Below are 26,461 nucleotides of genomic sequence, written 5' to 3'. Positions count from 1 at the left end.
TCGATCGGTCAGGGTGCGGCCGGTCCGGGATCCCGGACCAGGACCCGCACGGCGCGGGCCGCGTCCACCGCGGCGACCAGCACCGCGTGCCGGGGCTCCGGCACGTCGAGCAACCGGTCGGCGCGCAGCGCGGCCAGCGGGGCCAGCCGCCGGTCCGCCAGCACGGTGTCCACCGCCCGCCGGTCGCCCCCGCCGACCAGGGCGGTGAGCGTGGCCGCCGCGGGCAGCAGCAGCCGGACGGCCAGCTCGGCCGCGTCGCCCAGCGCCGCCCTCGCCTGGTTGTCGCGGCGGCGGGCGAACCGCTGCTGGGACCAGCCACCGGCGGCGGTGCGCCCCTGCACGTACCGGGTGTCGACCTTCGACACGACGAGGTCGCCGCCCTCGGCGATCCCGACCGCCACCGCGCCCTTGCGGGCGAGCAGCAGCCCGATCCGGCGCGGCGCGGCGACGGCGGTCACGAACCCGGCGAGGTCGACGACCGGGGGTACGCCCGGCGGGCCGTGCAGCTCCGCGGTCGCCCCGTCCGGGGCGGCGAGCAGCAGGCCGTACTCCTGGGGGGTGGTGGTCGGCGGGCCGTGCCGGTCGGCGAAGCCCTCGACCCAGCGGGCGACGCGGGCCGGGTCGACCTCGACCCACCGGCCGCCCCCGGCTGCGGGTCGGCTGGTCACCGCTCGACCGTACGGCACGACCGGGTCGCGCCGGGACCGGCCTTCGGTCCGATCGAGGCCCGCGACCGGTCGGGCGACAGCGGATCACTCCCCGCTGCGAACCCCGGTCAGCGCACGAACAGCACGACGGCCGCGAGCGCACCGATGATCGCGCTGGAGACCAGGGCGGTCACCAGCCGGCCCCGGGGCCCGGTCAGCGCCCGGCCGACCAGTGTCCCACCGCCGGCGATCAGCAGCTGCCAGCTCGCCGAGGCGAGGAACGCCCCGGCCACGAAGAGGGCGGCGGCCGGGCGGTCCGGGCCGGCAGCCTCGCCGCGGCCGAGCACGAGCGCCGCGAAGTAGACCACCGTCGCCGGGTTGAGCAGGGTCAGCGTCAGCACCCCGGCGAAGGCCCGCCCGGGGGTGCCGAGGCCCCGGCCTTCGCCCGCGTCGGCGGACGCGGGGCGCGGGCGCAGCGCCCGCCACGCGGTGTGCCCGGCGAGGACGAACAGCACGGCCGCCGCCACCAGCCGCAGTGGCCCGGCGACCGGGGTCACCAGTTCGGCGACCGCCGCCCCGCCGAGCACGGCGACGGCGGCGTACAGGCCGTCGGCGGTCGCCACGCCGAGCGCGGCGGCGGCGCCGACCCGGAACGACGTCCGCGCGCTGAGCCCCAGGATCAGCACGGCGATCGCGCCGACGGGCACGGCGACGCCGTAGCCGGCCACCAGGCCGGCCAGGAAGGCCCCGGTCACGACGTTCTGGAGCGGGCCGAGCCGGACCGGGGAACCACCCGCTGTCGCCCCGTGGCCACGGTCGCGGCAACAGGGGCGAGGGGCATCCGGCACGTCTCGATCACGCGCCCATCCTGCCCCGCGGCCCCCTCCCCCACCACCGCTTTTCGGCCCCGCCTCCCGCCCGCTACGGACAGTGCGGCGGCGCGAAGGAGCGACCGGCGGACCACGCACCGGGCAGGGGCAGGGGCGGTCGGGCCGGCCTGGGACCGAACTACGCAGCGGGCCGCTTCGGCCGGCGGCGGGGCGGGAGACACGTCGAGCGCGCCGCCCCGGTGCGGGGCGACGCGCTCGACGGTTACCGGCGCGGGGCCGGTGTCAGACGTTGAAGCCGAGGGAACGGAGCTGGTCGCGGCCCTCGTCGGTGATCTTGTCGGGGCCCCACGGGGGCAGCCAGACCCAGTTGATCCGGATGTCGTCGACCAGTCCCCCGCCGGGGCCGGTGGTCAGCGCCTGCCGGGCCTGGTCCTCGATGACGTCGGTCAGCGGGCAGGCCGCCGACGTCAGCGTCATGTCCAGGGTGGCGACGTTGTCGTCGCCGACGTGGACGCCGTACACCAGGCCGAGGTCGACCACGTTGATGCCCAGCTCCGGGTCGACGACGTCCTTCATCGCCTCCTCGACGTCGGCGACGGCGGCCTTGCCACCGGCCGCCGCGCCGGTGGCCGCCGACGTGGCCGTGTCCTCGGTGGCCGGAGCCGAACCGTCGGTCGCCACGGCGCCGGTGCCCGGCGTGCTGGCGGTTTCCTCGCTGCTCATGCCGTCCCCTCGCTTCGCTCGGCACCGGCATGAGCTGTGCCGGCACTGTGCCGATGATCCGCTCGCTGACGCTCGCTCATGCCTTCACCTCCGGGCTCGCGCCCACCCCGGCGCGTGCCGCGGCGTCCTTGAACGCCATCCACGGCAGCAACGCGCACTTGACCCGGGCGGGGTAGCGCGCGACACCCGCGAACGCCACCCCGTCACCGAGCACGTCCTCGTCCGGCGTGACCTGGCCACGACCGGACATCAACTCGACGAACGCCTCGTGCACCGCGAACGCCTCACCCGCGCCCCGACCGCGCAGCAGCTCGTGCAGCACGCTCGCCGACGCCTGGCTGATCGAGCAGCCCATGCCGTCGTACGAGATGTCGTGCAGCACTTCGCCGTCGGTGGCGACCCGGACGGTCACCTCGTCGCCGCAGGTCGGGTTGACGTGGTGCGCCTCGGCGACCTGGTCGGCCGGGTCGTCGGCGTCGCGCAGGCCACGGCCGTGCGGGTGCTTGTAGTGGTCCAGGATGATCTCCTGGTAGAGCTGGTCGAGCTGCATCAGTCGAACACCTTCCGCGCCTGCTCCAGACCACCCACCAGGGCGTCGATCTCCTCGGTGGTGGTGTACAGGTAGAACGAGGCCCGCGTCATGGCCGGCACGCCGAACCGGGTGCACACCGGCTTGGCGCAGTGGTGGCCGACGCGCACCTGGACGCCGAGCGAGTCGAGCACCTGACCCACGTCGTGCGGGTGGATGTCGCCGAGCGCGAACGAGATCGTCCCGCCCCGGCCCACCGGCACCGTCGGCCCGAAGATCCGCAGGCCGGGCACGGTGGCGAGGGCGTCCAGCGCGTACGCCGTCAGCTCCTTCTCGTGCCACTGGATGGCCCGCATGCCGATCCCGGCGAGGTAGTCCACGGCCGCGCCGAGCGCCACGGCCTCGGCGATCGGCGGGGTGCCGGCCTCGAACCGGGCCGGCGGGGCGGCGAACGTCGACCGGGCCATGGTGACCGTCTCGATCATCGAGCCGCCGCCGAGCACCGGCGGCATGGCCGCGAGCAGCTCGCCCCGGCCCCAGAGCACGCCGATGCCGGTGGGGCCGCACATCTTGTGCCCGGTGAAGACGATGAAGTCGGCGTCGAGGTCGACCACGTCGATCGGCAGGTGCGGCACCGACTGCGAGCAGTCGAGCAGCAGCAGCGCCCCCACCTCGCGGACCCGATCGGTGATCCGGGCGGTGGCGTTGACGGTGCCGAGGATGTTCGACATGTGCACCAGCGAGACGATCTTCGTCCGCTCGGTGACCAGGTCGTCCAGCCCTGACTCGTCGAGCCGGCCGGTGTCGGTGACCGGGAACCAGCGCAGGGTCGCGCCGGTACGCTCGGCCAGCAACTGCCACGGGACGATGTTCGAGTGGTGCTCCATCTCGGAGATCACGATCTCGTCGCCGGGGCCGAGCCGGAAGCGCTCGTCGGCGTCGGGCCGCAGCGAGGCGTTGGAGAACGCGTACGCCACGATGTTGATCGCCTCGGTGGAGTTCTTGGTGAACACCACCTCGTCCGCGCTCGGCGCGTTGACGAACGCGGCGATCTTCGCCCGCGCGCCCTCGTACGCCTCGGTCGCCTCGGTGCCCAGCGTGTGCACCGAGCGCGACACGTTGGCGTTGTGCCTCGCGTAGTGCTCGGTGAGCACGTCGAGCACCTGGCGCGGCTTGTGCGAGGTGTTCGCGCTGTCGAGATAGACCAGCGGGTGCCCGTTGACCTCCCGGTCGAGGATCGGGAAGTCCGCGCGCACCGCCGCGACGTCGAAGCGCGGCACGTCGTCGAACTGCGGCATCCCCTCGGGGATCGTGATGGTGGTCATCTGCGTGACCGGCCCCTTCCTCAGGCCCGCGCCGAGCCGGCCCCGGCGGCGTACCGCTCGTAGCCCTCGTCCTCGAGCTTGTCGGCCAGCTCCGGGCCGCCCTGCTCGACGATCCGGCCGGCGACGAACACGTGCACGAAGTCCGGCTTGATGTAGCGCAGGATGCGCGTGTAGTGGGTGATCAGCAGCAGGCCCGTGTCGCCGTTGTCGCGGACCCGGTTCACGCCCTCGCTGACCACCCGCAGCGCGTCGACGTCGAGGCCGGAGTCGGTCTCGTCGAGGATCGCGATCTTCGGCTTGAGCAGTTCGAGCTGCACGATCTCGTGCCGCTTCTTCTCGCCGCCGGAGAAGCCCTCGTTGACGTTGCGCTGGGCGAACGCCGGGTCCATCTGGAGGCGCTCCATCGCGCCGCGCAGCTCGCCGCCCCAGGTGCGCAGCTTCGGCGCCTCCCCGTCGATCGCGGTCTTGGCGGTACGCAGGAAGTTGGCCACCGAGACGCCGGGGACCTCGACCGGGTACTGCATGGCCAGGAACAGCCCGGCGCGGGCCCGCTCGTCGACGGACATGGCGAGCACGTCGGAGCCGTCCAGGGTCACCGAGCCGCCGGTGATCTCGTACTTCGGGTGGCCGGCGATGGAGTACGCCAGGGTGGACTTGCCGGAGCCGTTCGGGCCCATGATGGCGTGCGTCTCACCCGAGCGCACGGTCAGGTCGACGCCGGCCAGGATCGGCTTGAGCTCACCCTCGGGCAGCTTGACCGACACCTTCAGGTCGCGGATCTCCAGGGTGCTCATTATCGGGTCACTCCATTGCTCGGCGTCAGACTGACGTAGATGTCGCCGTCGCGGACTTCGACGGGGTAGACGGGTACGGGTTCGGTGGCGGGCAGCCCGGTCGGCTCACCGGTACGCAGGTCGAAACGGGAGCCGTGCAGCCAGCATTCCAGCGTGCAGCCCTCGACCTCGCCCTCGGAGAGGGCGACCGCGGCGTGCGAGCACTCGTCGTGCACGGCGTAGAACTGGTCGTCCTCACCGTGCACGAGGGCGATCTGCGTGCCGTCGACGTCGGCGCTGATCACCGTGCCCTTCGGCACGTCCTCGATGGCACAGATCCGGATCATCAGGCCCCCGCCCTGGCCAGCCGGGCCTCGATCGCGTCGCCGAGCCGCTCGCGCAGCTCCTCGACCGGGATCTTGTTGATCAGCTCGGCGAAGAAGCCGCGGACCACCAGTCGGCGGGCCTCGCCCTCCGGGATGCCCCGGGCCATCAGGTAGAAAAGCTGCTCGTCGTCGAAGCGGCCGGTCGCGCTGGCGTGCCCGGCACCGGCGATCTCGCCGGTCTCGATCTCCAGGTTCGGCACGGAGTCGGCGCGGGCGCCGTCGCTGAGCAGCAGGTTCCGGTTGATCTCGTACGTGTCGGTGCCGGTCGCCTCGGCCCGGATCAGCACGTCACCCACCCAGACCGTGTGCGCGTCCGCGCCCTGCAACGCGCCCCGGTAGCCGACGTAGCTGCGGCAGTCGGGCACGTTGTGGTCGACGAGCTGGCGGTGTTCCAGGTGCTGGCCGCCGTCGGCGAAGTAGACGCCGTACAGCTCGGCCTCGCCGCCCCGGCCGGTGTACTCCACCGAGGTGTACTGCCGGACCAGGTCGCCACCCAGGCTGACCTGGATGTGCACCACCTTGGCGTCCCGGCCGAGCTTCACCCGCAGGTGCTGGGCCTGCACCGCGTCGGCGGCCCAGTCGGCCACGGTGACCAGGGTCAGCTTCGCCCCGTCGGCCACCGACACCTCGACGTTGTCGGCCAGTGTCGCCGAGCCGACGTGCTCCAGCACCAGGGTCACCTCGGCGAACCGGCCCACGTCGACGACGGTGTGCCCGAACGCCAGAGCCTCGGCGCCGGCGCCGAGGACCCGCAGGCTCACCGGCGCGCCGACCACCGCGTCGCGGGCGACCTCGACCAGCAGCGCATCGCCGGCCCCGCCGTACGCCAGGGCGCTGACCCGGTCGACCGGGGTGAGCACGCTGCCCACCCGGGGATCGTCCCTGGTGATCCGGGAGACGGTGACGCCGGAGGGCAGGTCACCGTACTCGTGCCGGACCGTGCCGGTCGCGGCCTGGGCCCCGCCGACCAGCCCACGCAGCCGCTTGAGCGGGGTGAAGCGCCACTCCTCCTCCAGGCCGGTGAGGGCCGGGAAGTCGGCGACGTCGTACGAGCGGAGCGCCTGCGACTTGGTGCTGGGCGGCGCGGAAGCCTGGGTAGTCATCTCTTCCTTGGTCTGTTCTGCGACGACGGTGTCATTGATCGGAGGGCGGGCCGGGGTTCGCGCGGCCCGGCCCGACGGGTCCGGGTTCGCGGTCGGGGTCAGCCGACCGCGCCCTCCATCTGGAGCTCGATCAGGCGGTTCAGCTCCAGGGCGTACTCCATCGGGAGTTCCTTGGCGACCGGCTCGATGAAGCCGCGCACGATCATCGCCATCGCCTCGTCCTCGCTCAGCCCCCGGCTCATCAGGTAGAAGAGCTGGTCATCGCTGATCTTGGAAACGGTCGCCTCGTGCCCCATCGACACGTCGTCCTCGCGGATGTCGACGTACGGGTAGGTGTCCGACCGGGAGATGGTGTCGACCAGCAGCGCGTCGCACTTGACGGTGCTGCGGCTGTGGTGCGAGCCCTCCAGCACCTGCACCAGGCCCCGGTACGAGGTCCGGCCGCCGCCCCGGGCGATCGACTTCGACACGATGGTGGAGGAGGTGTGCGGCGCGGCGTGCACCATCTTGGCGCCGGCGTCCTGGTGCTGGCCCTCGCCGGCCATCGCCACCGAGAGCACCTCGCCCTTGGCGTGCTCGCCGGTCATGTAGACCGCCGGGTACTTCATGGTGACCTTGGAGCCGATGTTGCCGTCGACCCACTCCATGGTCGCGCCCTCGTGGCACACGGCCCGCTTGGTGACCAGGTTGTAGACGTTGTTCGACCAGTTCTGGATGGTGGTGTAGCGGCACCGGGCGTTCTTCTTGACGATGATCTCCACGACCGCGCTGTGCAGCGAGTCGGAGGAGTACAGCGGCGCGGTGCAGCCCTCGACGTAGTGCACGTACGCGCCCTCGTCGACGATGATCAGGGTCCGCTCGAACTGGCCCATGTTCTCGGTGTTGATCCGGAAGTACGCCTGGAGCGGGATCTCCACGTGCACGCCCTTCGGCACGTAGATGAACGAGCCGCCGGACCACACGGAGGTGTTCAGCGCGGCGAACTTGTTGTCGCCGACCGGGATCACCGTGCCGAAGTACTCCTTGAAGATGTCCTCGTGCTCGCGCAGCGCGGTGTCCGTGTCCAGGAAGACGACGCCCTGTTCCTCAAGGTCCTCGCGGATCTTGTGGTAGACGACCTCGGACTCGTACTGCGCCGCGACACCGGCGACCAGCCGCTGCTTCTCCGCCTCGGGGATGCCCAGCCGGTCGTAGGTGTTCTTGATGTCCTCGGGCAGGTCCTCCCAGCTCGTGGCCTGCTTCTCGGTGGACCGGACGAAGTACTTGATGTTGTCGAAGTCGATCCCGGTAAGGTCCGCGCCCCAGGCCGGCATCGGCTTGCGGCCGAACAGCCGCAGGCCCTTCAGCCGCAGGTCGAGCATCCAGGCCGGTTCGTTCTTCTTCGCCGAGATGTCCCGCACCACCGCCTCGTTGAGGCCGCGCTGGGCGGCGGCCCCGGCAACGTCGGGGTCGGCCCAGCCGTACTCGTAGCGACCGAGGGCGGCGAGCTGCTCCTCCTGGGTCAGGGGCTGGACGATCTGCTCGGTCATATATCTGTCCTCACAGTGGTGACGGTTCTACCGGACTGGGCGCGCCCCGGCTGGGCGGGGATGTGCGTGGTGCACACCCCGTCGCCGTGCGCGATGGTGGCCAGGCGCTGCACGTGGGTGCCGACCAGACGGGAGATCACCGCGGTCTCGGCCTCGCACAGCTGGGGGAACTCGGCGGCCACGTGCGCCACCGGGCAGTGGTGCTGGCAGAGCTGACCGCCGGAGGCGATCGTGGACGCGTTGGCAGCGTAGCCCTCGGCGGTCAGCGCCCCGGCGAGTGCCTCGGCCCGTGCCAGGGGGTCGTCGCCGGCGTCCTCCATGGCGGCCCGGCAGCGGTCCTCCAGGGCGACGACCTGGTCGGTCGCGAACGCCTCCACCGCCTCGGAACCGCCGTTGCGGGCGATCCAGCGCAGGGCGGCGGTGGCGATGTTGTCGTAGTGGTGGGTGCCGCAGCGGCCCCGGGCCGCGTCGGTCAGCACGAAGACCTTCGCGGGGCGGCCCCGCCCCCGGCTGCCCCGCACGGTCTGCTCACGGGCGACCACGTCGCCGTCGACGAGCATCGCGTCGAGGTGCCGGCGGATCGCCGCCGGGCTGAGCCCGAGCGCCGAGCCGAGCTGCGCGGCGGTGGTCGCCCCCCGCTCCAGCAGCAGCTTGGTCACCCGGTCACGGGTGGAGAGGTCGGTCGCGGCGGAACCGGCGGACGCCACCGGGACGGCGGCCACTGGCGCACCGGCGGGCACGGACGCACCGGCGACCGGACCGGTCGCCGGCTGTCGCCCGGACAGCGCCGCCGCGTTTTTCACAACGGCAACGTTACGTAATTCGCCGGGGGCCCGCAATCCGGGTACCGGTGATCCGAGCCACCGGCACGGCGGGAGTCACCCGATCGGGCTCCACTACGTTGCGTAGGATTTGGCCCGTGAAGCGATCCGTCCGGTTCCCGGTCTCCACCACCCTGCTGCGCCGCCTGGCGCTCGCCTCGATCATCGCGAACGTGGGCATCGTCGTCACCGGCGGGGCGGTCCGGTTGACCGCGTCCGGCCTCGGCTGCCCCACCTGGCCCAGGTGCACCGACGCGTCGTACAGGACGACGGCCGAGATGGGCGTGCACGGCGTCATCGAGTTCGGCAACCGGCTGCTCACCTTCGCCGTCGGCGCGATCGCGCTGCTCGTGGTGGTGGGCGTGCTGCTGCACGGCGCGCGGCGGCGGGCCCTGCTGCCGCTCTCGATCGGGGTGCTGTTCGGCATCCCCGCGCAGGCGGTGGTCGGCGGCTTCACCGTGCTGACCAACCTGAACCCGTGGGTGGTCGGCCTGCACTTCCTCGCCTCGATGGCGGTGATCGCGGTCGCGTACGCGCTCTGGCGACGCATCGGCGAGCCGGACGGCCCGGCGGTGCCCACGGTGCCGGGGCCGCTACGGGCGCTGACGCTGGTCACCACCGTGGTGAGCGTCGCGGTGCTGGTGATCGGCACCTGGGTCACCGGCAGCGGCCCGCACGCGGGCGACCAGGGCGCGGCCCGCAACGGCCTCGACCCGGAGTCGATCTCGCAGGTGCACGCCGACGGGGTGTTCCTGCTGATCGGACTCTCGGTGGCGCTGGTCTTCGCGTTCCGCGCGGTCGGCGCCCGGCGGGCCGAACGGGCCGCCCTGGTGCTGGTCGCGGTGGAGCTGAGCCAGGGCCTGATCGGCTTCGTCCAGTACTTCACCCACCTGCCGGCGGTGCTGGTCGCCCTGCACATGCTCGGCTCGTGCCTGGTCCTGCTGGCCACCCTCGGGGTGCAGTGGTCAACCCGGCAGCCCCACCCGCCCCACCCGCCGTCCACGGCGCCCCCGGCCCTGACCGAGCCCCCCGTCCCGGCCACCGCCTAACCACCACCCACCCCACCCCGCCGCGCAAACCGATTCTCGGAATTTGCACGGCGGGGCACGGCGGGACGGGGACGGTGGGGTCAGCGGGGTAGGTGGGTGAGGATCGCTTCGGCCAGGCGCTCGGGGGCGCCGTCGGCGTACCCGAGGAACAGGGACGGCTCGGTCAGTTCCAGCTCGACCAGCACGGGCGACCCGTCGGGGCCCGGGATGAGGTCGACCCGGGCGTAGAGCAGGCGCTCCGGCCCGCCCGGCACCGCCGCCAGCGTCCGCTCGGCGACGGCGAGCTGGTCGGAGACGGCCGCCCGGGAGCTGATCTCCTCGGCCTTGTACAGCCCGTCGACGCCCAGGTCGGGGCCGGTCAGCATCGGACCCTTGCGGATCGCGTGGCTGAACCGGAGCCCGTCCGGCCCGGCCAGGTACAGCAGCGCGGTCTCCCCGGCGGTGTCCACCGCCGCCAGGTACGGCTGGACCATGGTCACCCGGCCGGCCCCCGCCAGTCGCCGCACGTGGGCCGCGGCCAGCTCGCGGTGCCCGGGGTCGGCCAGGTCGTACCGGCCGGTGTCCTGGCTGCCGGCGCTGACCGCCGGCTTGATGACGTACTCGCCGTGGGTGGCGGGCGGCTCCCAGCTCTCCCCCGGCAGGACCCAGCGGGTCGGCACGGTGGGGACGCCGGCGGCCGAAAGTTCGCCGAGGTAGCGCTTGTCGGTGTTCCAGCGCACCACGTCGGCCGGGTTGACCAGCCGGGGGACGGTGTCGGCCCAGGCCACGAACTCGTCGCGGCGCAGCGCGTAGTCCCAGGGCGAGCGGATCACGACCAGGTCGTACGCGGCCCAGTCGACCGCCGGGTCGTCCCAGGCGGCGGCGGCCACCCGGACGCCGTGCCCGGTGAGCGGGGCGAGCAGGAGCCGGTCGTCCGGGTCGAGGTCGGACAGCTCGGCGCAGGTGACGAGAGCGACCCGGGGTTCCCCCCGGGTCGACTGGTGGTGTTCGGTCATCTATGTGTCAACGGGCCATCGTGCGCCGGGCCATCGACCGCCAGAGGTCGTTGCTGGGACGCATCTGGTCCATCAGTTCACGCTCCCAGGCGTTCTCGACGGCGACGCCTGCCTGGGCGCAGGCCTCCCGCGCGACGACGGTGTCGTCCGCGAACTGGTCGCCCCAGGCCCCGTCGGAACCCACGAGGACGATGCGCGCGCCGCGCTTGCCGACGTACTCGATGACCGCCTTCGCCCCGCCGTGCCCGTCGGCGAACGACCTGATGCCCGCGACCAGGCCGTTGGGGGCCTGCGCGGCGACGGTCTGGTCGGCCGTCAGCGTCGTATCGGAACCATCTGCCATGACGCGAAGCCTAAGCAGACTTCCCTCGGGACGTGCGAGAACCATGAACTATTTGTGATGCCCGTTACCCGACTGTTTAAGGAGAACCACAGGTGATTCGCCCTGACTTATCCGGCTTTTCCGGCCAAAGCCACCGGGCAAAGTTACTCGTTGTCACCCAGGTTGAGCGAACCCGACTCAGGATGAAATTCTTTCCGATGGGTCGCCAAAGGCGGACAACTCATCAACGATGATGATTTGTCGGGGCAGCCGGGGAGGCGGTGGACCAAGTGGGCGTTGCGGGCGGGGGGCCGGACCGCCGGATCCACGGGCGGGGCGGCAACCGGCGCGGGCCGGGAAGCTGGAGGGGGCGGGAACCCGCGCGGGAGGGGACCGACGGCCCCGGCCGCGGCTTGCGGAGACCCCGTCAGATCAGGGCGTCCACGGCGACGGCGGCGAACAGGATGGTCAGGTAGACGTACGACCAGTGGAACAGCCGCATCGGCCTGACCGCCCCGCCCCGGGCCACCTGACGGCACAGCTTGTGCGCCTCGTACACGAAGACCCCGCCGGACACCAGCGCCGTGACGCCGTAGATGGCGCTCATCCCGAGCGGCCAGACGGCCAGCGAGGAGAGCAGCGTCAGCCAGGCGAAGCCGATGATCTCCGCGTTGACCCGGCGGGTGGAGGCGACCACCGGCAGCATGGGGATGCCGGCGCGGGCGTAGTCGGCCTTGTACTTCATGGCGAGGGGGTAGAAGTGCGGCATCTGCCAGAAGAAGACCACCGCGAACAACGCCCACGCCGCCGGGGCCAGCGAGCCGGTCACCGCGGCCCAGCCGATCAGCACCGGGGCCGCCCCGCAGGCGCCGCCCCAGAAGGTGTTCTGCGCCGTGGTCCGCTTCAGCCAGAGCGTGTAGACCAGGTCGTAGTAGACGATCGCGGCCAGGGTCAGCCCGGCGGCCAGCAGGTTGGTGAACGCGGCCATCAGGGCCACCGAGACCACCGCCAGCACCAGCCCGAAGACCAGCGCGCTGCGCGGCGAGACGGTGTGCGTCGGCAGCGGGCGGCGCTTGGTGCGCCGCATGACCTGGTCGATGTCCCGGTCGATGTAGCAGTTGAGCACGCTGGCCGCGCCCGCGGCGAGCGAGCCGCCCACCAGCACCACCGCCATCAGCCACAGCGACGGCAGCCCGCCCTGGGCCAGCATCATCGCCGGAACGGTGGTGACCAGCAGCAGCTCCACGATGCGCGGCTTGGTCAGCGAGACGTACGCCGAGACCACCGCCCGGACGTCCCGCCGGGGCGAGGCCGGCGCCTCGGTCACCGTGCGCACCGGCGGCTGCCCGGCAGAGTTGCTGACGGGGCGCTCGGTGATCATGCTCACGGATTGCCACCTTCCGGCGTCGGCAGGGGGGGTCGGGTCGGTCGGACCCGTCCGGGCCCACGCACCGACCCACACACTACGCGTTGTCGTTTTGGCTGCCCGCGCGACCCGACAACGGTGCGGGCCGTCACACCCAGGTGGAACGGCCGATCCGGTCGGACCCGCACAGACCAGCATGCAGAGATCCCTGGGCGCACGTTTAGTGCCGCTCGATAGGGTCATCACTGAGGGTTCCGCCCAACTGCCGAGGAGCACAACCATCGTGGCTGCCAACCGACCCGAGCAACCCGCACTCAACTGGTCCGACCTCGACCGCCGGGCCGTCGACCTCGTCCGCGTGCTGGCCATGGACGCCGTGGAGAAATCCGGCAACGGCCACCCCGGCACCGCGATGAGCCTCGCGCCCGCGGCGTACCTGCTTTTCAACCGGGTGATCCGGCACAACCCGACCGACCCCAACTGGGCGGGTCGGGACCGGTTCGTGCTGTCCGCCGGCCACTCCAGCCTGACCCTCTACATCCAGCTCTTCCTCTCCGGGTACCCGCTGGCCCTCGACGACCTCAAGGCGCTGCGGCAGTGGGGCTCGCTCACCCCGGGCCACCCGGAGCACGGGCACACCCCGGGCGTGGAGACCACCACCGGCCCGCTCGGCCAGGGCCTGGGCAACGCGGTCGGCATGGCGATGGCGGCCCGCCGCGAGCGCGGCCTGTTCGACCCGGAGTCCGAGGCCGGCGCGTCGGTCTTCGACCACGACATCTGGTGCATCGCCTCCGACGGCGACATCGAGGAGGGCATCAGCCACGAGGTCAGCGCGCTCGCCGGGCACCAGCAGCTCGGCAACCTCACGGTGATCTACGACGACAACGAGATCTCGATCGAGGACGACACCCGCATCGCCAAGAGCGAGGACGTCGCGGCCCGCTACGAGGCGTACGGCTGGCACGTGCAGACCGTCGACTGGCGCACCGGCGACGCCGACCAGGGCGACTACCACGAGGACGTCGAGGCGCTGCACCGGGCGCTGCTGGCGGCGAAGGCCGAGACCGGCCGTCCCTCCTTCGTCGCGCTGCGCACCATCATCGGCTGGCCCGCCCCCAACAAGCAGAACACCGGCAAGATCCACGGCTCGGCGCTGGGCGCCGACGAGGTGGCCGCCACCAAGCAGCTCCTCGGCTTCGACCCAGCGCAGAGCTTCGAGGTCGACGAGGAGGTCCTGCGCCACGCCCGCCGGGTGCTGGAGCGCGGCGCGCAGGCCCAGCAGGAGTGGGAGAAGGCGTACGCGGACTGGGCGAAGGCCAACCCGGAGCGCAAGGCGCTGTGGGACCGGATGTCCCGGCGGGTACTGCCGCAGGGCTGGACCGAGGCGCTGCCGACCTTCCCGGCCGACGCCAAGGGCGTCGCCACCCGGGCCGCGTCCGGCAAGGTGCTGGAGGCCCTCGCCCCGGTGCTGCCCGAGCTGTGGGGCGGCTCGGCCGACCTGGCGGAGAGCAACAACACCACCATGAAGGGCGAGCCGTCGTTCGTCCCGGCGGTGCACGCGACCAAGGACTTCCCGGGCCACGAGTACGGCCGCACGCTGCACTTCGGCATCCGCGAGCACGCCATGGGCGCGATCCTCAACGGCATCTCCCTGCACGGCGGCACCCGCCCGTACGGCGGCACCTTCCTGGTGTTCAGCGACTACATGCGCCCGTCGGTGCGGCTCGCCGCGCTGATGAAGCTGCCGGTGGTCTACGTCTGGACGCACGACTCGATCGGCCTCGGCGAGGACGGCCCGACCCACCAGCCGGTGGAGCACCTGACCGCGCTGCGGGCCATCCCCGGCCTGGACGTGGTCCGTCCGGCCGACGCCAACGAGACCGCCTGGGCGTGGCGGCAGGCCCTGGAGCACACCGACCGGCCGACCGCGCTGGCGCTGAGCCGGCAGCCGCTGCCGACCTTGGACCGGTCGACCCTGGCCAGCGCCGAGGGCGTCACCAAGGGCGGCTACGTGCTGGCCGAGGCGTCCACCGGCAAGCCGCAGGTGATCATCGTCGGCACGGGCTCCGAGGTGCAGCTCTGCCTCACCGCCCGGGAGCGGCTGGAGGCCGACGGCACCCCCACCCGGGTGGTGTCGATGCCGTGCCAGGAGTGGTTCTTCGCGCAGGACGAGGCGTACCGGGACTCGGTCCTGCCCCGCGGGGTAAAGGCACGGGTGAGCGTGGAGGCGGGCATCGGCATGTCCTGGCGCGGGATCGTCGGCGACTCCGGCGAGAGCGTCAGCCTGGAGCACTACGGCGCGAGCGCCCCGCACTCCGTGCTCTTCGAGCAGTTCGGGTTCACCCCCGACCGGATCGTCGCCGCCGCCCACGCGGTGCTGACCCGGGTGGGCGACATCACCGGTTTCGCGACCGGCAACTGAGGGGAGCGTGGACGGCATGACGGACAGGCTTAGCGAGCTCACCGCCGCCGGGGTGGCGGTCTGGCTCGACGATCTCTCCCGGGTACGGCTGAGCTCCGGCGGACTGGACCAGCTCCGCCGGGAGAAGCACGTGGTCGGGGTGACCACCAATCCGACGATCTTCGCCAAGGCGCTCGCCGACGCCGACGAGTACGACTGGCAGCTCCGTGACCTCGCCACCCGGGGACTGGAGGTGGAGGAGGCGGTGCGCATGCTCACCACGTACGACGTGCGGTGGGCGTGCGACGTGATGCGCCCGTCGCACGACGGCAGCCACGGCGTCGACGGCCGGGTCTCCATCGAGGTGGACCCCCGGCTGGCCCACGAGACCGACAAGACGGTCGCCGAGGCCAAGGCGCTGTGGTGGCTGGTCGACCGGCCGAACCTGTTCATCAAGATCCCGGCCACCGAGGCGGGCCTGCCGGCGATCACCGCGACCCTGGCCGAGGGGATCAGCGTCAACGTCACGCTGATCTTCGGCCTGGACCGCTACTCGCAGGTGATGGAGGCGTTCCTCGCCGGCCTGGAGCAGGCGCGGGCGAACGGCCACGACCTGTCCAAGATCGGCTCGGTGGCCTCGTTCTTCGTCTCCCGGGTCGACTCCGAGGTCGACAAGCGGCTGGAGAAGATCGGCTCGGCCGCGGCCAAGGCGCTGCGCGGCAAGGCCGCCGTGGCCAACGCCCAGCTCGCGTACGAGCGCTACGGCGAGGTCTTCTCCTCCGACCGGTGGCAGGCCCTGGCCGACGCGGGCGCCCACCCGCAGCGCCCGCTGTGGGCGTCCACCTCGACGAAGAACCCGGACTACCGGGACGTCATCTACGTCGAGGAGCTGATCGCTCCCGGCACGGTCAACACGATGCCGGAGTCGGTCATCCACGCGTACGCCGACCACGGCGAGACCCGTGCCGACACCATCACCGGCGCGTACGACGCGGCCCGCGGGGTCTTCACCGACCTGGAGTCGGTCGGCGTCGACATGTCCGACGTGATCGCCACCCTGGAGCGGGAGGGCGTGGAGAAGTTCGAGGCGAGCTGGCTGGAGCTGCTCGACGGGGTGCGCAAGTCGCTCGCCGCGGCGGGCCGGGGCACCGGGCGGCCCGGCCAGGCCGCCGAGGGCAACGCGCAGGCCGCCCAGCATGCCGGCGGCAACGCGTGACCGACGCTCGCGGACGCGCCCCGGGGCACCGCCCCGGGGCGTCCCGTGCCGCCGGTCGGCGGTACGGGACGGCCCCGTGAGCGACCTGCTCGCCGGCCCGGCGGACGCGTCCGCCGGGCTGGTCGTGCACGGCGCGGACGCGGTCGACCGGTCCGCACCCGCGTCGACCCGGGACGCCCTGGTCAGCCGGGGCGTCCCGGCGAGACTGGCCGCGAAGGACCCCACGCTGTGGGGGCCGGCGGCCGAGGCCGAGGCGGCGACCCGGCTCGGCTGGCTGGACACCCACCGGCGCAGCCGGGAGCTGCTCCCCCAGCTCGCCGAGCTGACCGCCGAGCTGGCGGACCTGGACCACGTGGTGCTCGCCGGGATGGGCGGCTCGGCGCTGGCCCCCGAGGTGATCACCCGCACCCTGGGCCGGCCGCTGACCGTGCTGGACACCACCGACCCGGGCCAGGTCCGGGCGGCGCTGGCCGACCGGCTGGAGCGCACCGTGGTGGTGCTGGCCAGCAAGTCCGGCGGCACGGTGGAGACCGACAGCCACCGGCGGGCGTACCTGCGGGCGTTCCTCGACGCCGGGATGACCGAGGCGGAGGCCGGCCGGCACTTCGTGGTGGTCACCGACCCGGGCTCCCCGCTGGAGTCCGTCGCCGCCGAGCTGGGCGCGGTCACCGTGCTCGCCGACCCGCGGGTGGGCGGCCGGTACTCGGCGCTGACCGCGTTCGGGCTGGTGCCCGCGGCGCTGGCCGGGGTCGAGGTGACCGAGCTGCTCGACCAGGCCGAGGCGCTGTCGGAGTCACTGGCCCGGGAGACCGACAACCCCGGCCTGGCGCTGGGCGCGGCCCTCGGCGCGGCGGCCACCGGGGGTCGGGACAAGGTCGCCCTGATCGGCGACGGCACCGGCATCGACGGGCTCGGCGACTGGATCGAGCAGTTGCTCGCCGAGTCCACCGGCAAGTCCGGCCTCGGCATCCTGCCGGTCGTGCTGGAGTCCCCCGACGCCCCCGGCGGCACCGGCCCGGACGTGCTCACCGTCAGCTACGGCGGGGCGCTGTCCCCCGGGGCCGTTCCCGGCGGCGGCTGTGTGCCGGACGTCGCGGTCAACGGTCCGCTGGGCGCCCAGTTCCTGACCTGGGAGTACGCCACGGCGGTGGCCGGCGCGGTGCTCGGGGTGAACCCGTTCGACCAGCCGGACGTCACCGAGAGCAAGGAGAACACCGCCCGCATCCTGGCCTCGACCGCGCCGGCGGAGCCACCGTCGTCGACCGCGGACGCGATCGAGGTGTACGCCCCGGCGGGCAGCCCCGGCGACCTGGCCGGCGCGCTGCGCCACCTGCTCGACGGCGTCGGCGACGGCTACCTCGCCGTGCTGGCGTACCTGGACCGGTTCGCCGACGCCGACGCGGCCCGGCTGCGTCCGCTGCTCGCCGGGGCGGCCGGGCGGCCGGTCACCTTCGGCTGGGGGCCGCGCTTGCTGCACTCCACCGGCCAATACCACAAGGGCGGTCCTCAGGTGGGCCGTTACCTCCAGGTGACCGGTACCGTCGACAATGATCTGCATGTGCCCGGGAAGCCGTACTCCTTCGGTGAACTCCAGGCGGCCCAGGCCGCGGGCGACCGGCAGGCCCTGGCCGGCCGGGGTCGCCCGGTGCTGCGGCTGCACCTGACCGACCGGGTGGCGGGAGTGGCCCAGCTGCTCGACGCGGTCCGGCAACTACGAACCTGACGATGGACGACGTGACACCAGCGGAGCGAGGAGGCGGCGTGAACCCGCTGCGCGACGCACAGGACCGGCGGCTGCCGCGGATCCCGGAGCCCTGCGCTCTGGTGATCTTCGGGGTGACCGGTGACCTGGCGCGGAAGAAGCTGCTACCGGCGGTCTACGACCTGGCGAACCGGGGGCTGCTGCCACCCGGTTTCGTGGTCCTGGGCTTCGCCCGGCGTGACTGGGGCGACGGCGACTTCGAGTCGGTGGCCCACGAGGCGGCCAAGCAACACGCCCGGACACCCTGGCGGGAGGAGGTCTGGGCCCGGCTGGCCGGCAACATCAAGTTCGTCGGCGGCTCGTTCGACGACGACGCCGCCTTCGACCAGCTCAACCGGACCCTGGACGAGCTGCGTGGCACCCACGGCATCCACGGCAACGCGGCGTTCTACTTCTCCATCCCCCCGGCGGCGTTCCCCGTCGTGCTCAAGCAGCTCGCCCGCACCGGGATGGCCGACAACGACAAGTGCGGCGGCTGGCGCCGGGTGGTGGTGGAGAAGCCGTTCGGGCACGACCTGCCCTCGGCGAAGGAACTCAACGACCTCGTCGACGACGTGTTCACCCGGCAGGACGTCTTCCGGATCGACCACTACCTGGGCAAGGAGACCGTCCAGAACATCCTGGCCCTGCGGTTCGCCAACAGCCTGTTCGAGCCGCTGTGGAACTCCAAGTACGTCGACTCGGTGCAGATCACCATGGCCGAGGACGTCGGCATCGGCACCCGGGCCGGCTTCTACGACTCGGTCGGCACCGCCCGCGACGTGCTCCAGAACCACCTGCTCCAGCTCCTGGCGCTGGTGGCGATGGAGGAGCCGACCAGCTTCGACGCCGACGAGATCCGGGCCGAGAAGCTGAAGGTGCTCAAGGCGATCACCCTGCCGAAGGACGTCTCCGAGGGCACCGTGCGCGGGCAGTACCTGCCCGGCTGGGTCGGCGGGCAGCGGGCGGTCGGCTACCTCGACGAGGAGGGCGTCCCGGCGGACTCCACCACGGAGACGTACGTGGCCGTGGAGCTGGGCATCCAGAACCGCCGCTGGGCGGGGGTGCCGTTCTACATCCGGGCCGGCAAGCGGCTGCCCCGGCGGGTGACCGAGGTCGCCATCATGTTCAAGAAGGCCCCACACCTGCCGTTCGACGAGGCCGACATGGAGATGCTCGGCAACAACCAGCTCGTCATCCGGGTGCAGCCGGACGAGGGCGTGGTGCTGAAGTTCGGCTCGAAGGTGCCGGGCACCACGATGGAGGTCCGCGACATCGCGATGGACTTCCAGTACGGCGAGGCGTTCACCGAGTCCAGCCCCGAGGCGTACGAGCGGCTGGTGCTTGACGTGCTGATCGGCGACCGCACCCTCTTCCCCGACGCCGCCGAGGTCGAGCAGAGCTGGGCGGTGGTGGACCCGCTGGAGCACGCCTGGGAGGGCACGAAGCCGGAGCCGTACCGGGCCGGCGAGTGGGGGCCCCGGGCCGCCGACGAGATGCTGGCCCGCGAGGGCCGGGCATGGCGGAGAGCGTGAGCGAGCACAGCGAGCGAACCAGGAGGTTCCATTGATCGGGCTGTGGGACACCACCGGCAACGAGGTGGTCAAGGCGCTCGCCGCCGAGCGGCGCAGCGCGGGCGGGGTGGCCAGCGGCATGGCGCTCACCCTGATCGTGGTGGTCGACGAGAAGCGGGTCCGCGAGGCGGAGGCGGCGGCGACCATCGCCGCCGCCGCCCACCCGTGCCGGCTGCTCGTGGTGGTCCGCACCGACGTCGAGCGCGACCGCAACCGGCTGGACGCGGAGATCGTCGTCGGCGGCCGGCTCGGCCCGTGCGAGGCGGTGGTCACCCGGATGTACGGCCGGCTGGCGCTGCACGCCGAGTCGGTGGTGATGCCGCTGCTGGTGCCGGACGTGCCGGTGGTGACGTGGTGGCACGGCGAGCCGCCGGCGGAGATCGCGACGGACTTCCTCGGCGTGGTCGCCGACCGGCGGATCACCGACACGGCGCAGGCCGTCGACCCGATCGAGGCGCTGCGCCAGCGGGCCCGGGACTACGCCCCGGGGGACACCGACCTGGCGTGGACCCGGATCACCCCGTGGCGGACCCTGGTGGCCGGCGCGTTCGACACCACCCAGGCACGGGTCACCGAGGCCCGGGTGGTGGCCCCGCCGACCGACCCGACGGCCGCGCTGATGTGCGGCTGGCTGGGCAGCCGGCTCGGGATCACCCCGCGCTGGGAGCCCAGCGACGAGTCCCCCCGGATGCGGGAGGTGCAGCTAAGCTGCGCCAACGGCGACGTGCTCACCCTCACCCGGGAGGACAGCCTGGCCACGTTCCGGCGCACCGGGCAGGACGACCGCCAGTTGCCGCTGGTCCGCCGGCCGCTCGGCGACGAGCTGGCCGAGGAGCTGCGCCGGCTGGACGCCGACCAGGTCTACGCCGAGGCGCTGGGCGCGATGGCCGGCGTCTCCGGGCTGGACGAGCGGCCCGGCCAGCGGGTGCACGTCTGGAAGGACCCGGCGACCGCGAAGCGGGCCGAGGCGGGGGTCACCGCCCACGCCGGTACCAGCGCGACGCCCTGACGACGGCGCCGGCGGGCCGGGTCCGGCCCGCCGGCCCGTCCGCCGGGCCGCGCGACGGAGGGCCGCCGGCCCCCGGGCACGACGAACAGGGGACCGCGCGGGCGGTCCGGAGACGAAGGCACAAAAATGAGCGAGGCGAGTGTCGCCGTCCACGCCGACGCCGACCTGCTGGCGCAGGCGGTGGCGGCCCGGTTGCTGGTGAAGCTGCTCGACGCGCAGGCGGACCGCGGCCAGGCGTCGGTGGTGCTGACCGGCGGTCGGATCGCCGCGGCCGTGTACCGGGCGGTGGCCGCGCTGCCGGCGCGGGACGCGGTCGACTGGTCCCGGGTCGACGTCTGGTGGGGCGACGAGCGGTTCCTGCCCGCCGGGGACCCGGAGCGCAACGAGACGCAGGCCCGGGCGGCGCTGCTGGACGCAATGCCGCTGGACCCGGCCCGGGTGCACCCGATGCCCGCGTCCGACGGCCCGGCCGGGGCCGACCCGGAGGCCGCCGCCGCCGGGTACGCCGCCGAGCTGGCCCGGGCGGCCCGCCCCGGGAACGCCGCGCTACCCCACTTCGACGTGCTGATGCTCGGCGTGGGCGAGGACGGGCACGTCGCCTCGGTCTTCCCGGAGCACCCCGTGCACCACGACAGCCGGCCGGTCAGCGCCGTGCGGGGCAGCCCCAAGCCGCCGCCGGTGCGCACCACGCTCACCCTCCCGGCGATCAACACCGCCGAGGAGGTCTGGCTGGTCGCCAGCGGCGCCGACAAGGCCCGCGCGGTCGGCATGGCGCTGGCCGGGGCCGGGCCGGTGCAGCTCCCGGCGGCCGGGGTGCAGGGCGTCGGGCGCACCCTCTGGCTGCTGGACCGGGCGGCGGCGGCCGACGTCCCGCCCCGGCTGCGCAGCCTGCGCTGAGGCGTACGCAAGGGCCCCCGCCGGCCGCGGGGGCTTTTTTGCGCGTGTCCGGGCGGCGGGTCCCCGTACCCGGCTGCGCTCAGGCCCCGCCCCGGCGACGGTGCAGGGCGGCCAGGGCCTCAGCCAGCAGGGCCTCCCCCTCCTCCGGGGTGCGCCGCTCCTTCACGTACGCCAGGTGGGTCTTGTAGGGCTCCGGGCGCGCCCGGCCCGGCGGGTTGCCCGGGTCCCGGCCGGCCGGGACCCCGCAGTGGGGGCAGTCCCACAGCGGCGGGGGCTCGGCCTCCGCCGCGATCGGGACGTCGATCCGGTGGTCGTTGCGGCACCAGTAGCTGACCGACCGGCGCGGGGCCGGCGCGTGCCGCTCGTTGAAGCGTTCCGGGCCGGATCCGGTCCGGGCGCCCCGGATCAGGTTGCCACTCGCCACGGCTGCTCGCTCCTGTCGTCGGAGGGGACCGCCGCTCGGGCGGGCGGCGGGCGACGCGGTGCAGCGGGAAAACACCTGCGCGCGGCCCGTCGGTGACGGACCGCGCGCAGATTGTACGACTCGGCGGGCTCGCCCTCAGGCCCCGCTGCCGAGCTGGAGGCGCAGCCACAGCCCCAGCCCGACGATGCAGGCGAACCAGACGATGCCCACCAGGACCGTGTAGCGGTCGAGGTTCTTCTCGGCCACCGAGGAGCCGGCGAGGCTTGAGCTGACCCCACCGCCAAACATGCTCGACATCCCACCGCCCTTACCGCGGTGCAGCAGGATGAGCATGGTGAGCATGACGCTCGTGATCGTCAGCAACACGATCAACGTGTATGCGAACCAGATCGGCATGGCTGGGGTCAGTCCTCTCGTAGCGATCCTCGCCCGGACAGGTCGGGCACTGCGGCACCGACCGACGGACGGGCGGAGTCAAGGATAGCGACCGGTCAGCGGCTGAGGTGCTCCGGGAACCGGCAGATCTTGGCGAATTCCTCGGCGTCCAGGCTCGCGCCGCCGACCAGGGCCCCGTCCACGTCCGGCTGGGCCATGATCGAGGCGACGTTCGAGGATTTCACCGACCCGCCGTAGAGGATCCGGACCTGGTCCGCGGTCGCCTGGTCGAAGGTCTCGACCAGCCGCTTGCGGACCTCCCCGCACACCTCCTGGGCGTCCTCGGGGGTGGCCGTCTTGCCCGTCCCGATCGCCCAGACCGGCTCGTACGCCACGACGACCTTGGTGACCTGCTCGCGGGTGAGCCCCCGCAGCGCGCCGTCGAGCTGGTCGCAGCAGTGCGGCACGTGCCGGAGCTGCTCGCGGACCTCCAGCCCCTCCCCGATGCACAGGATCGGGGTGAGCCCGTTGGCCAGCGCGGCGGCCACCTTGTCGTTGACCAGCGCGTCGTCCTCGTGGTGGTACTGCCGCCGCTCGGAGTGCCCGACCACCACGTACGTGCAGCCGAGCTTCGCCAGCATCGTCCCGGAGATCTCCCCGGTGTAGGCGCCCGACGGGTACGGCGACACGTCCTGCCCGCCGTAGCCGATCAGCAGCTTGTCGCCGTCCACCGCGGTCTGCACGGTGCGCAGGTCGGTGAAGGGCGGCAGCACGACGCACTCGACGTCGGTGAGCTGCTTCTCGGTCAGGCTCGCGGCCAGCTTCTGCACCAGCAGGTTGGCCTCGAGGTGGTTGAGGTTCATCTTCCAGTTGCCGGCCATCAGCGGCCGGCGGGTGATCGCCGCCATCAGTCCTCCAGCGCCGCGATGCCGGGGAGGGTCTTGCCCTCCAGGTACTCCAGGGAGGCGCCGCCGCCGGTGGAGATGTGCCCGAAGGACGACTCGTCCAGCCCGAGGGCGCGCACCGCCGCGGCGGAGTCGCCGCCGCCGACCACGCTGAACGCGTCGGTCTTGGTGATCGCCTCGGCGACGCCGCGGGTGCCGTTGGCGAAGGCCGGCATCTCGAACACGCCCATCGGCCCGTTCCAGAAGATCGTCTTCGCCTCGGACAGGGCCGCCGCGAAACCGGCCACCGTCTCCGGGCCGATGTCCAGGCCCAGCCGGTGGCTGGGGATGCCGTCGGCGCGGACCGTGTCGTGCGCCGCGTCGGGGGCGAAGGCGTCCGCCACCACCACGTCGACCGGGAGCATGATCTTGCCCGCGGACCGCTCCAGGAGGTTGCGGCAGGTCTCCACCATCTCCCCCTCCAGCAGCGAGGTGCCCACCTCGTGGCCCTGGGCCTTGAGGAAGGTGAAGCACATCCCGCCGCCGATGAGCAGCCGGTCGACCTTCGGCAGCAGCGCCTCGATCACCGCGAGCTTGTCGGAGACCTTGGAGCCGCCCAGCACCACCACGTATGGCCGCTCCGGCTCGCCGGCGAGCTTCGCCAGCACCTCCACCTCGCGCAGCACCAGCCGGCCCGCGACGTGCGGCAGCCGGGCCGGCACGTCGAAGACGCTGGCGTGCTTACGGTGCACCGCGCCGAACGCGTCGTCGACGTACGCCTCGCCGAGGGCGGCGAGCTGGTCGGCGAACGCGCCCCGCTCGGCGTCGTCCTTGCTGGTCTCCCCCTTGTTGAAGCGGAGGTTCTCCAGCAGGGCGACCTCGCCGTCGGCGAGCGCGTCGACCGCGGACCGGGCGGAGTCGCCGACGGTGTCCTCGGCGAACCGGACCTGCGCGCCGAGCAGCTCGCCGAGGCGGGCCGCGACCGGGCGGAGGCTGAACTGCGGGTCCGGCGCGCCCTTCGGGCGGCCCAGGTGCGAGAAGACCACCACCTTCGCGCCGGCCCCGGTCAGGGCGGTCAGCGTCGGCAGCACCGCGCGGATCCGGCCATCATCCGTGATGGCGCCGGTCTGCTTGTCGAGCGGGACGTTCAGGTCGGCGCGCACCAGCACGCGCCGACCCGACACCCCCTCGGCGAGCAGGTCGTCGAGGTTGCGGATGGTCACAGCGACTGACCCACCAGCTTGACCAGGTCGACCAGGCGGTTCGAGTAGCCCCACTCGTTGTCGTACCAGCCGACGACCTTGACCTGGTTGCCGACGACCTTGGTCAGCGGCGCGTCGAAGATGCAGGACGCCGGGTCGGTGACGATGTCCGAGGAGACGATCGGGTCCTCGTTGTAGACCAGGATGCCCTTGAGCGGGCCCTCGGCGGCGGCCTTCAGCGCGGCGTTGACCTCGTCCACCGTGGTCTCCCGGTTGACGTTGACCGTGAGGTCGGTGGTCGAGCCGGTCGGGATCGGCACCCGCAGCGCGTACCCGTCGAGCTTGCCCTTCAGCTCCGGCAGCACCAGGCCGATGGCCTTCGCGGCGCCGGTGGAGGTCGGGACGATGTTCAGCGCGGCGGCCCGGGCGCGGCGCAGGTCCGAGTGCGGCGCGTCCTGGAGGTTCTGGTCCTGGGTGTACGCGTGGATGGTCGTCATCAGGCCGTGCTGGATGCCGAACGTGTCGTGCAGCACCTTCGCCATCGGGGCGAGGCAGTTGGTGGTGCAGGAGGCGTTCGAGATGATCGTGTGCTTGGCCGGGTCGTACTGGTCCTGGTTGACGCCCATGACGACCGTGACGTCCTCGTTCTTCGCCGGGGCGGAGATGATGACCTTCTTGGCCCCGCCGGCGACGTGCGCCTTCGCCTTGGTGGCGTCGGTGAAGAAGCCCGTGGACTCGATGACCACGTCCACGCCGGCCTCGCCCCAGGGCAGCTTCGCCGGGTCCCTCTCGGCGTACGCCTTGATGGTGTGGCCGCCCACGGTGATCTCGTCGTCGGTCGCCTTGACCTCCTGCGGGAGGCGGCCCAGGATGCTGTCGTACTTGAGCAGGTGGGCGAGCGTCGCGTTGTCGGTCAGGTCGTTGACGGCCACGACCTCGATGTCCGCGCCGGACGCCAGCACGGCCCGGAAGAAGTTGCGGCCGATGCGGCCGAAGCCGTTGATGCCAACCCGGATGGTCACAGGTCCCGTCTCCTCGCGTTCTGATCCGCCGGCGTCAGCTTCGGGCCGGCGAGGTGATGTGCGCCGGCCGTTGCAGCCGGCCGTTGCCAGTTCATGTCGGCCACCCCGCCGCGGTCGGCAAGACCCTGACCGCCGGAGGCGGTGTGCACGGCGAGGAGTGCCTGTGCCGGCCCCCTTGCCGTACCCAGCGACCCTATCCGAGCACGCGGCGGCGCGCTGCGGCGGGTGGTGATCCGCTTCGCGTCACCGGGCCGGCGCCCGACCGGACGACGGTCGGCGGGACGGGCCGGCGCCCGCCGCCGCGCGCGCCGCCGTCCGCCTACCGCCACCGTCCTATCAGACCACGAGCATGTCGGGCGTGACGGCCGCTTCGGTATCAGGGATGCCCAGGTCACGGGCCCGCTTGTCGGCCAGCGCCAGCAGCCGGCGGATCCGCCCGGCGATGGCGTCCTTGGTCAGCGGCGGGTCGGCGAGCGCGCCCAGCTCCTCCAGGGACGCCTGCCGGTGCTCCAGGCGCAGCCGGCCGGCGGAGGTGAGGTGGTTCGGGGCGTCCTCGGCGAGGATCTCCAGGGCCCGGGTCACCCGGGCGGCGGCGGCCACCGCGGCCCGCGCGGAGCGGCGCAGGTTGGCGTCGTCGAAGTTGGCCAGCCGGTTGGCCGTCGCCCGCACCTCGCGGCGCACCCGGCGCTCCTCCCAGGCCAGCACGCTGGAGTGTGCTCCTATCCGGGTGAGCAGCGCGGCGATGGCGTCGCCGTCCTTGACCACCACCCGGTCCACGCCGCGCACCTCGCGGTTCTTCGCGGTGATGCCGATCCGGCGGGCCGCGCCGACCAGTGCCAGCGCCGACTCCGGACCGGGGCAGGTGATCTCCAGGGCGCTGGAGCGGCCCGGCTCGGTCAATGAGCCGTGCGCCATGAACGCCCCCCGCCACGCGGACACCGCGCAGCAGACGTTGGCCGCCACCACGTGCGGCGGCAGCCCCCGCACCGGCCGGCCCCGGACGTCGAGCAGGCCGGTCTGCCGGGCCAGGGCCTCGCCGTCCTTGACCACCCGGACGATGAAGTGGCTGCCCTTGCGCAGCCCGCCGGAGGCGAGCACGTGGATCTCGCTGGGATAGCCGTAGACCTCGGCGATCTCCCGGCGCAGCCGCCGGGCCACCGCCCCGGTGTCGAGTTCGGCCTCCACGACCACCCGACCGGAGACGATGTGCAGCCCGCCGGCGAAGCGCAGCAGCGCCGCCATCTCCGCCCGCCGGCAGCAGGGCTTGGGCACGTCGACCCGGCTCAGCTCGTCCTTGACCGCAGCCGTCATCGCCATT

26 protein-coding genes are annotated in these 26,461 nt (G+C 72.9%); 7 read left to right on the top strand and 19 right to left on the bottom strand.

What is annotated here, in order from left to right:
• Nucleotides 1–8 precede the first annotated feature (8 nt).
• The 10 genes from OOK41_RS12695 to OOK41_RS12650 form a co-directional block, all read right to left on the bottom strand.
• Nucleotides 9–668 (bottom strand): acVLRF1 family peptidyl-tRNA hydrolase, encoded by a 660-nt coding sequence (locus OOK41_RS12695; RefSeq protein ID WP_117669711.1) that lies wholly within the window; start codon nt 666–668, stop codon nt 9–11.
• A gap of 107 nt (nt 669–775) precedes the next feature.
• Nucleotides 776–1,402, bottom strand: coding sequence for a LysE family transporter (locus OOK41_RS12690; RefSeq protein WP_266264788.1), 627 nt, complete (start codon nt 1,400–1,402; stop codon nt 776–778).
• 357 nt (nt 1,403–1,759) lie between these two features.
• A complete protein-coding gene (locus tag OOK41_RS12685; RefSeq protein WP_117669713.1) occupies nt 1,760–2,200 on the bottom strand; it encodes a metal-sulfur cluster assembly factor in 441 nt (146 codons plus the stop codon).
• A gap of 76 nt (nt 2,201–2,276) precedes the next feature.
• Nucleotides 2,277–2,750: a Fe-S cluster assembly sulfur transfer protein SufU gene (sufU, locus tag OOK41_RS12680; protein WP_117669714.1), complete on the bottom strand. Its 474-nt coding sequence runs from the start codon at nt 2,748–2,750 to the stop codon at nt 2,277–2,279.
• Nucleotides 2,750–4,054, bottom strand: coding sequence for a cysteine desulfurase (locus OOK41_RS12675; protein ID WP_266264784.1), 1,305 nt, complete (start codon nt 4,052–4,054; stop codon nt 2,750–2,752). Before OOK41_RS12675 ends, sufU begins: the two co-directional genes overlap by 1 nt.
• Before the next feature lie 20 nt (nt 4,055–4,074).
• Entirely contained in the window at nt 4,075–4,848 is a 774-nt protein-coding gene (gene sufC, locus OOK41_RS12670) for a Fe-S cluster assembly ATPase SufC (protein WP_117669716.1), read from the bottom strand.
• Nucleotides 4,848–5,174: a non-heme iron oxygenase ferredoxin subunit gene (locus OOK41_RS12665; RefSeq protein ID WP_117669717.1), complete on the bottom strand. Its 327-nt coding sequence runs from the start codon at nt 5,172–5,174 to the stop codon at nt 4,848–4,850. The genes sufC and OOK41_RS12665 overlap by 1 nt, the downstream gene beginning before the upstream one ends.
• A complete protein-coding gene (gene sufD / locus OOK41_RS12660) occupies nt 5,174–6,316 on the bottom strand; it encodes a Fe-S cluster assembly protein SufD (protein ID WP_266264781.1) in 1,143 nt (380 codons plus the stop codon). The genes OOK41_RS12665 and sufD overlap by 1 nt, the downstream gene beginning before the upstream one ends.
• A 98-nt stretch (nt 6,317–6,414) precedes the next feature.
• Nucleotides 6,415–7,845 (bottom strand): Fe-S cluster assembly protein SufB, encoded by a 1,431-nt coding sequence (gene sufB, locus OOK41_RS12655; RefSeq protein WP_266264779.1) that lies wholly within the window; start codon nt 7,843–7,845, stop codon nt 6,415–6,417.
• Entirely contained in the window at nt 7,842–8,648 is an 807-nt protein-coding gene (locus OOK41_RS12650; protein ID WP_266264777.1) for a metalloregulator ArsR/SmtB family transcription factor, read from the bottom strand. The genes sufB and OOK41_RS12650 overlap by 4 nt, the downstream gene beginning before the upstream one ends.
• Before the next feature lie 116 nt (nt 8,649–8,764).
• Here OOK41_RS12650 and OOK41_RS12645 point away from each other — a divergent pair, with 116 nt between their 5' ends.
• Nucleotides 8,765–9,715: a heme A synthase gene (locus tag OOK41_RS12645; RefSeq protein ID WP_117669721.1), complete on the top strand. Its 951-nt coding sequence runs from the start codon at nt 8,765–8,767 to the stop codon at nt 9,713–9,715.
• 80 nt (nt 9,716–9,795) lie between these two features.
• Here the strand turns inward: OOK41_RS12645 and OOK41_RS12640 are convergent, their stop codons facing one another.
• From OOK41_RS12640 to OOK41_RS12630, 3 genes are all read right to left on the bottom strand, one after another.
• Nucleotides 9,796–10,710, bottom strand: coding sequence for a RimK family alpha-L-glutamate ligase (locus OOK41_RS12640; protein WP_266264774.1), 915 nt, complete (start codon nt 10,708–10,710; stop codon nt 9,796–9,798).
• Between the two features lie 7 nt (nt 10,711–10,717).
• Nucleotides 10,718–11,053 (bottom strand): hypothetical protein, encoded by a 336-nt coding sequence (locus OOK41_RS12635; RefSeq protein ID WP_117669723.1) that lies wholly within the window; start codon nt 11,051–11,053, stop codon nt 10,718–10,720.
• Nucleotides 11,054–11,459: 406 nt separating this feature from the next.
• Nucleotides 11,460–12,419 carry a heme o synthase gene (locus OOK41_RS12630; RefSeq protein WP_117669724.1) on the bottom strand — a complete coding sequence of 320 codons (960 nt, stop codon included), beginning with the start codon at nt 12,417–12,419 and terminating at the stop codon, nt 11,460–11,462.
• 262 nt (nt 12,420–12,681) lie between these two features.
• On the opposite strand from OOK41_RS12630, the gene tkt reads away from it, so the two are divergent.
• The 6 genes from tkt to pgl all read left to right on the top strand — a co-directional run bounded on the left by tkt (nt 12,682) and on the right by pgl (nt 21,236).
• On the top strand, nt 12,682–14,820 hold the full coding sequence (tkt, locus tag OOK41_RS12625; RefSeq protein ID WP_117669725.1) for a transketolase: 2,139 nt from the start codon (nt 12,682–12,684) through the stop codon (nt 14,818–14,820).
• Between the two features lie 16 nt (nt 14,821–14,836).
• Nucleotides 14,837–16,015 carry a transaldolase gene (tal, locus tag OOK41_RS12620; protein WP_266264770.1) on the top strand — a complete coding sequence of 393 codons (1,179 nt, stop codon included), beginning with the start codon at nt 14,837–14,839 and terminating at the stop codon, nt 16,013–16,015.
• Nucleotides 16,016–16,091: 76 nt separating this feature from the next.
• Nucleotides 16,092–17,738, top strand: a complete 1,647-nt coding sequence (locus tag OOK41_RS12615; protein ID WP_266264769.1) for a glucose-6-phosphate isomerase — start codon at nt 16,092–16,094, stop codon at nt 17,736–17,738.
• Between the two features lie 2 nt (nt 17,739–17,740).
• A complete protein-coding gene (gene zwf / locus OOK41_RS12610) occupies nt 17,741–19,291 on the top strand; it encodes a glucose-6-phosphate dehydrogenase (RefSeq protein ID WP_117669728.1) in 1,551 nt (516 codons plus the stop codon).
• Between the two features lie 31 nt (nt 19,292–19,322).
• Nucleotides 19,323–20,339, top strand: a complete 1,017-nt coding sequence (locus OOK41_RS12605) for a glucose-6-phosphate dehydrogenase assembly protein OpcA (RefSeq protein ID WP_117669729.1) — start codon at nt 19,323–19,325, stop codon at nt 20,337–20,339.
• A gap of 126 nt (nt 20,340–20,465) precedes the next feature.
• A complete protein-coding gene (gene pgl, locus OOK41_RS12600) occupies nt 20,466–21,236 on the top strand; it encodes a 6-phosphogluconolactonase (protein WP_266264766.1) in 771 nt (256 codons plus the stop codon).
• 79 nt (nt 21,237–21,315) lie between these two features.
• Here the strand turns inward: pgl and OOK41_RS12595 are convergent, their stop codons facing one another.
• From OOK41_RS12595 to whiA, 6 genes are all read right to left on the bottom strand, one after another.
• Nucleotides 21,316–21,660: an RNA polymerase-binding protein RbpA gene (locus tag OOK41_RS12595; RefSeq protein ID WP_266264765.1), complete on the bottom strand. Its 345-nt coding sequence runs from the start codon at nt 21,658–21,660 to the stop codon at nt 21,316–21,318.
• A gap of 135 nt (nt 21,661–21,795) precedes the next feature.
• Nucleotides 21,796–22,056 (bottom strand): preprotein translocase subunit SecG, encoded by a 261-nt coding sequence (secG, locus tag OOK41_RS12590; RefSeq protein WP_117669732.1) that lies wholly within the window; start codon nt 22,054–22,056, stop codon nt 21,796–21,798.
• A 95-nt stretch (nt 22,057–22,151) separates the two neighbouring features.
• A complete protein-coding gene (tpiA, locus tag OOK41_RS12585) occupies nt 22,152–22,943 on the bottom strand; it encodes a triose-phosphate isomerase (RefSeq protein WP_266264762.1) in 792 nt (263 codons plus the stop codon).
• Nucleotides 22,943–24,142 carry a phosphoglycerate kinase gene (gene pgk / locus OOK41_RS12580; RefSeq protein ID WP_117669734.1) on the bottom strand — a complete coding sequence of 400 codons (1,200 nt, stop codon included), beginning with the start codon at nt 24,140–24,142 and terminating at the stop codon, nt 22,943–22,945. Before pgk ends, tpiA begins: the two co-directional genes overlap by 1 nt.
• Complete coding sequence (gene gap, locus OOK41_RS12575; RefSeq protein WP_117669735.1) at nt 24,139–25,143, bottom strand: type I glyceraldehyde-3-phosphate dehydrogenase; 1,005 nt, start codon at nt 25,141–25,143, stop codon at nt 24,139–24,141. The genes pgk and gap overlap by 4 nt, the downstream gene beginning before the upstream one ends.
• 336 nt (nt 25,144–25,479) lie before the next feature.
• Nucleotides 25,480–26,460 carry a DNA-binding protein WhiA gene (gene whiA / locus OOK41_RS12570; RefSeq protein WP_088999356.1) on the bottom strand — a complete coding sequence of 327 codons (981 nt, stop codon included), beginning with the start codon at nt 26,458–26,460 and terminating at the stop codon, nt 25,480–25,482.
• Nucleotide 26,461: the final 1 nt, after the last annotated feature.

The sequence above is a fragment of the Micromonospora sp. NBC_01655 genome (genome assembly GCF_026339755.1).
GTDB lineage: Bacteria > Actinomycetota > Actinomycetes > Mycobacteriales > Micromonosporaceae > Micromonospora.
Note: the sequence above shows the minus strand (reverse complement) of the source record. Positions and strands in the feature narration are given on the sequence as shown.

What these genes read in the sequence shown, in the direction of transcription:
- OOK41_RS12685 (WP_117669713.1), bottom strand. Translation starts at nt 2,200, where the DNA reads ATGAGCAGCGAGGAAACCGCCAGCACGCCGGGCACCGGCGCCGTGGCG.
- sufU (WP_117669714.1), bottom strand. Translation starts at nt 2,750, where the DNA reads ATGCAGCTCGACCAGCTCTACCAGGAGATCATCCTGGACCACTACAAG.
- OOK41_RS12675 (WP_266264784.1), bottom strand. Translation starts at nt 4,054, where the DNA reads ATGACCACCATCACGATCCCCGAGGGGATGCCGCAGTTCGACGACGTG.
- sufC (WP_117669716.1), bottom strand. Translation starts at nt 4,848, where the DNA reads ATGAGCACCCTGGAGATCCGCGACCTGAAGGTGTCGGTCAAGCTGCCC.
- OOK41_RS12665 (WP_117669717.1), bottom strand. Translation starts at nt 5,174, where the DNA reads ATGATCCGGATCTGTGCCATCGAGGACGTGCCGAAGGGCACGGTGATC.
- sufD (WP_266264781.1), bottom strand. Translation starts at nt 6,316, where the DNA reads ATGACTACCCAGGCTTCCGCGCCGCCCAGCACCAAGTCGCAGGCGCTC.
- sufB (WP_266264779.1), bottom strand. Translation starts at nt 7,845, where the DNA reads ATGACCGAGCAGATCGTCCAGCCCCTGACCCAGGAGGAGCAGCTCGCC.
- OOK41_RS12640 (WP_266264774.1), bottom strand. Translation starts at nt 10,710, where the DNA reads ATGACCGAACACCACCAGTCGACCCGGGGGGAACCCCGGGTCGCTCTC.
- OOK41_RS12635 (WP_117669723.1), bottom strand. Translation starts at nt 11,053, where the DNA reads ATGGCAGATGGTTCCGATACGACGCTGACGGCCGACCAGACCGTCGCC.
- tal (WP_266264770.1), top strand. Translation starts at nt 14,837, where the DNA reads ATGACGGACAGGCTTAGCGAGCTCACCGCCGCCGGGGTGGCGGTCTGG.
- zwf (WP_117669728.1), top strand. Translation starts at nt 17,741, where the DNA reads ATGGACGACGTGACACCAGCGGAGCGAGGAGGCGGCGTGAACCCGCTG.
- pgl (WP_266264766.1), top strand. Translation starts at nt 20,466, where the DNA reads ATGAGCGAGGCGAGTGTCGCCGTCCACGCCGACGCCGACCTGCTGGCG.
- secG (WP_117669732.1), bottom strand. Translation starts at nt 22,056, where the DNA reads ATGCCGATCTGGTTCGCATACACGTTGATCGTGTTGCTGACGATCACG.
- tpiA (WP_266264762.1), bottom strand. Translation starts at nt 22,943, where the DNA reads ATGGCGGCGATCACCCGCCGGCCGCTGATGGCCGGCAACTGGAAGATG.
- whiA (WP_088999356.1), bottom strand. Translation starts at nt 26,460, where the DNA reads ATGGCGATGACGGCTGCGGTCAAGGACGAGCTGAGCCGGGTCGACGTG.